5 protein-coding genes are annotated in these 5241 nt (G+C 56.8%); 4 read left to right on the top strand and 1 reads right to left on the bottom strand.

All coding sequences use genetic code 11. The features are described from left to right. The 3 genes from AC1DVH_RS25725 to AC1DVH_RS25715 form a co-directional block, all read left to right on the top strand. A partial coding sequence (locus AC1DVH_RS25725; RefSeq protein ID WP_477756172.1) for a hypothetical protein occupies positions 1-2878 on the top strand: 2878 nt, incomplete at its 5' end. Beyond that, positions 2856-3224 carry a hypothetical protein gene (locus AC1DVH_RS25720; protein WP_477756171.1) on the top strand — a complete coding sequence of 123 codons (369 nt, stop codon included), beginning with the start codon at positions 2856-2858 and terminating at the stop codon, positions 3222-3224. The genes AC1DVH_RS25725 and AC1DVH_RS25720, both read left to right, overlap by 23 nt. Next, on the top strand, positions 3221-3502 hold the full coding sequence (locus tag AC1DVH_RS25715) for a pyocin activator PrtN family protein (protein WP_477756170.1): 282 nt from the start codon (positions 3221-3223) through the stop codon (positions 3500-3502). The genes AC1DVH_RS25720 and AC1DVH_RS25715 overlap by 4 nt, the downstream gene beginning before the upstream one ends. Here AC1DVH_RS25715 and AC1DVH_RS25710 read toward each other — a convergent pair. Further along, positions 3499-4611, bottom strand: coding sequence for a tyrosine-type recombinase/integrase (locus tag AC1DVH_RS25710; RefSeq protein WP_477756169.1), 1113 nt, complete (start codon positions 4609-4611; stop codon positions 3499-3501). The two genes, AC1DVH_RS25715 and AC1DVH_RS25710, sit on opposite strands and share 4 nt — an antisense overlap. 101 nt (positions 4612-4712) lie before the next feature. Here AC1DVH_RS25710 and AC1DVH_RS25705 point away from each other — a divergent pair. Beyond that, on the top strand, positions 4713-5241 hold a 529-nt coding region (locus tag AC1DVH_RS25705), incomplete at its 3' end, for a tRNA-dihydrouridine synthase (protein WP_477756168.1).

Below are 5241 nucleotides of genomic sequence, written 5' to 3'. Positions count from 1 at the left end.
GAGTTGGCCTTGGGTCATGTCAAAAGTAGCAAGTCAGCGGGGGAACATCAGCATGTACCACTACTACCAACGCTCTGAACATGCCGCCTGGTTTATTCTTTCCTGCCAGGGCGAAGAGAATCCGGCGGAGCTGGCCAAGGCACAGGGCGCGAAGAAGCTGACCATCCTCGCGCTGAACCAGCCGGTCAATGACGGCACCGAGGACGAGCTGCCGCGCAACCGCGACAAGATTGGCTACCGTGGTCCGCTGTATTTTGACATCGACTGCAAGGACGACCTCGGCCAGGCCATCAGCAGCGGGCAGGAACTGATCGGCAAGCTGACCCGCATGGGCGTGCCGAAAGGCTGCATCGAAATCTTTCTCTCGGGTAGCAAGGGCCTGCACATTCTGGTCAATGAGACATTTTTCACGAGCAAACGCTTCATCCTGCGCCTGCCGGAAATCTACAAGGAAATGGCCCGCAGCCTGTTCGTCATCGGCCTCGACTACTCGGTGTATTGCAGCGGCCGGGGCAACAGTTTCCGCATCGTCAACCTGCAGCGGCACGACGGCAAATACCGGGTGCCGGTGACCGCCGATGAACTGGCCGAGCTGACTGTCGAGCGTTACCGCGAGCTGGTGAAGGCGCCGCGAGTGGTGGAGGTCGACGACGCCCAAGGGCGGGTGGTGCACGAACTCAAGGCCCTGTTTGAAGGGGCCAAAAAGCGCGTCAACGCCAAGCCGAAGTTGGTGATCATCGCCTCCTCCGCCGACATGGAAGCGATCCGCGAGCCGGTGCCGGCGTGTATCCAGATGCTGAGCGACAGCGACTCGCTGAAGGTGGATGCGACCTACAACCAGGTCGCAACCCAACTGGCCACCTACATCGTCCGCGCTGGCGTGTCGCAGACGGTGGCCGAAAGCCTGGCGGCGCGGCTGGCCAGCAGTGCCAAGTCGAGCACGTACAGCACCGCCAAGTTGCGCCGCGATCACATCGAGGCGCAGATCCGCTACGTCGAACACACCCCGACGTTCGGCTTTGGTTGCAACGCGATCCGCGCCCTACTCAGCAAGCGTCCGTGTGAAGGCTGCGCGATCGAAGCTGGGGCCAATCGCGGTGGTGATCAGGACGCCGGCCTGTGCGCCGTGGTCGAACCCGATGGCTATTACATCCGGCAAGGCGACGGCAAGCGGCGGATCTGCAACTTCACCCTACAGCCGATCGACGCGTTTATAGACGTGCCGCAAAACGGTACCCGGCCGCGCCGTATCGGCACCAGCATGTCGGTCCTGCAAAACGGCAACGACCTAGGCAAGATTATTTTCAAAGAGTCGGCTTTCAGCAGTCGCTCAGCGTTCCTGAAGGAACTAGAGGGCATCGAAAACCTGACGTTTCAGGGCACCGACCTCGACGTACAGAAAATCAAAATCGCTGTCTTTGGGGAGGCTCAGGACGTGGGAGAAATTATTCAAGTCTACGCCGCGGGGGTCCACCTGGACTTCGTCGATGACATGCCCCTGTTCACCTATGTTGAACCTGATATGTCGGTGAACACGGTCAAGGTACGCGGCACCCACCAGTTCCTCGGCAACCTGCTGGCCCGCCCTTATTTTGCCAACACCAGCATATGCGAGAAGGAGGATCGGGACGTTGATCAAGCATTGTTCCACCTGCTCAAGATCAACCAGAAATACGAAGTTGGCCTTCTCATCGGCTGGTGTGTCGCGGCGCACTTCAAGACCCACTTAATGCACCTGTTTAGCCAGTTCCCGACTCTCTCGCTGTGGGGTAGTGCTGGCGCCGGCAAGTCGAAGACCGCTGGTCTGATCACATGGCTCAACGGCACCGACTACATGCAGAAAGACTCCGGGGTCAGCGCACCGTCGACCTCGCCCTACGGCATGCTGGATTACCTGTCGAACACCACGACGGTGMCTCGCATCATCGAAGAGTTCAATAAAAGCAAGATGACCAGTAAGGCATACAAGGATGTGGGCGAACGCGTCAAGCAGGCATGGAACGGCGAGGCAACCCTGAAAGGTCGGTTGGGAGGGCCAGTCATGGGCCGCACCAATACAGAAGCCTTCGCCATCCCGTTGTCGGCACCGTTGATTGTCATTTCAGAGCAAGAGATTGAGATGCCGGCGTTGCAGGAACGCAGCATTCGCGTTCATCTAACCAAACTCAAACGGAAGTACTGCCGGGAACACTTCCGGCGAGCGACCGATGGCTGCGAACACCTGCGCAGACTAGGTAAAGCGATCATGGCCACCAGCTTGACCATGTCACTTGAAGAGATCAAGCAACTGATGGAAAAAGCCTCGCTGCAACTTCCAGAAGACATGGACGACCGGCCGCGCTACTCGTATCAGGTGGTCTTGTTGGGTCTGTGGATACTCTCTGAGATTTGTGGGCAACTTCACCTGTTCAAAGCGATGCCTGAGTTGGATGCAGTGATTAAGTCGATAATCGAGCGGTATGGCGAGGATGGCGATGGCTATGTACAGAGTGAGATTGACTTGGTGCTGCAGAAGATCGCAATCATCGTGGCGATTTCGCGCAGCGCCCAGGAGCGCGGCGCCGGCCACATGCATCTGACCGAGGGCCAACACTACTCAGTAACTCCCGAGTACCTGATTCTCGACCCGGTCCTGTCCCATGCCATTTACACGCGGTATTGCAATGTGGATGACCGCAGCGCGCCGGTGATCAGCAGCGGCGTACAGTTCGCCAAGCTGATCGTCGAAGAACCCTATTTTGTGAAGTGCGAACCGTATGCCGATATGGGGGGTGGCCGTGAAATGTTGTTCCTATCGTTGAAAATGCTGCAGGAAAAGAACATCGACATCAGCCTGCTCGGCTGGGGAGGTAACCATGGAGGCAATAACTTTAACTGAGCATTTCCAGCTGGCCCGAATCAAGCGCTCCCCAGTGCTCACCTGCTYCATGCAGTTGGATAAGAAATTGTTCAAATCCAAAGTGCCAAAGATAAACCTCTGCACTCATAACCTTTGGTACAAAACGCCCTACGAACCGGACAGTGAGAAATCTGTACAGGCGGTGGGGGCCGCCCCGCATTACATCTACATGAACATCCTTAAGCTGCTTCGCGTCACCAGCAAAAACTGGAACAACACTAGCAGTGAGGGCGGCGAACACCCCAATCTCAACTTGATGCAGCGGGTCTTTGCTCTTGACCACGAACTGGCCATGGCCAGGAAGTCGATAACAGGTGCGGTATGAATACGGCCTTCCTGCTAATGGCCCAGTACAATGGCCAGGCAATCATCCCGCTTGAGCGAGTCTGCGCTGACTATTTCAGCCATCTGACGCCGGAGAAAATGAAGCTCAAGGTCGCGGCTGGCCAGATAGACCTAACACTGGTGCCAATGGAGAGCAGCCAGAAATCCGCGCGAGGTGTCCACCTGTCTGACCTGGCTGAATACCTCGACGCTCAGCGCAGCAAGGCCAAGGCCGAGCACGAAAAACTGATGGGTCGAGGTATACACCGAGCATCTTAATGGGACATGGCCCCAATCACGGGGCCAGTTAAAACTCTCTCCAACCACGGCCAATCCTTGTACGGGTCGCCATTCCCCCGCAGGTGCGTATAGCGTCGCATCGAGTTCCAATCTCGGTGGCCCGACACGCTGGCTACTTTCGGAATATCCCACCCCATTTCAAACAGCCGACTCACGCCATCATGGCGCAGGTCGTGAAAATGCAAGTCTTCGATTTCGAGGAAATGACAGGCCCGGGTAAAGGACGCGGATACGGATCTGGCATTATATGGAAACACCTCGTCGGCGATCTTCGGCATGGACCTCAATATCTTCCAAGCCTCGTCCGGAACATAACACCAAACATCGTTGCCATATTTCTGCCCAGGGTTCTTCATGTCGGTGATCAGCACCGACTGGCGAGCCTCGTCCATGGCGTCCCAACGAATCCGGGTGATCTCTTCCTGTCGACGCGTTGAGAACAGTGCGAAAGCAGTCACCCTGACCATGTCGATCTCTTGCTTACGACGCGCCCGCATATCGACAAAGTAGGTCAGGATTTTATCAAGCTCTTCCAGTGTGGGCCTACGGCCTCGCTCCTTGCTCTTTGATACGGCACCCATCTTGCGCAACACGCGGCGTGCGTCCGGCATGGCCATGGGGTCGATATCATATCCCCAGGCGGGTCGAGCAATAGATAACACTGCGCCAAAGTGTGCCAGGTCGTTACCCACGGTTTGCGGTTGAATGCCGTCGCTCTGCATCCGGTCGTTGGCGTACTCCACCAGCTTCTGGCTGGTGATGTCCTTATCTTCGAGCTTACCCAGCCAGGTTTCGCTGATAGCCTTGAGGGTGGCGCGCTTGGTCTTGCCCAGTGGCCGGAGTTTTTCATACTCCCCGAGGTAGCGCTCGATCATTTCCTTGACCGTCACGCCCTTACGGTTGGCCTTGGCAATCGCGCCAGGTTCGGCCATTTCCGTCTCGCGCCGCTTGATCCAGGCCTGAGCCGTGGTCTTACGGTCGAACGTCTGGCTTTCCTGATAAACTGTCACACCCTTTTGCATGATGCGGATCTGCGCGGTGTACGCTGCAGAGCCATCCTTGCGCTTGCGAACGGTGATTGATCCCATGGATTTTGCTACACGGCTGGTTTTAGTTGCTACATTGTAGCAACGACCATCCCAAAATAAGCAAAAACCGTAGCAAACAGTGGCAAATGAGAAGTAGCTAAATGCTGACTAAACCCGCAGAAAACCTAGAAATTCCAGCACATTCGGTATCCAGGAGGTTTTCTGTTGCACCGATGATGGATTGGACAGATAGACACTGCCGCTTCTTCCTGCGCCTATTGTCGAAAAACGCCCTGCTCTACACCGAAATGGTCACCACCGGCGCGCTGCTCAACGGCGACCACGAGCGCTTCCTGCGTCACAACGAAGCCGAACACCCGCTGGCATTGCAACTCGGCGGCAGTGTCCCGCTGGACCTGGCCGCCTGCGCGCGAATGGCGCAGGAGCATGGTTACGACGAAGTGAACCTGAATGTCGGCTGCCCGAGTGATCGGGTGCAGAACAATATGATCGGCGCGTGCCTGATGGGGCATCCGCAGTTGGTGGCCGATTGTGTGAAGGCGATGCGCGATGCGGTGTCGATTCCGGTGACGGTCAAGGAAATGATCGAGCGCTACCTCGGGGAGTATGAAAAACTCCGGCCACTGGGCAAGACCAAGCGCGCCACCCTCAAGGCTATCAGCGAAACCT

It is taken from the genome of Pseudomonas sp. P4_C3 (assembly GCF_056402075.1).
Note: the sequence above shows the minus strand (reverse complement) of the source record. Positions and strands in the feature narration are given on the sequence as shown.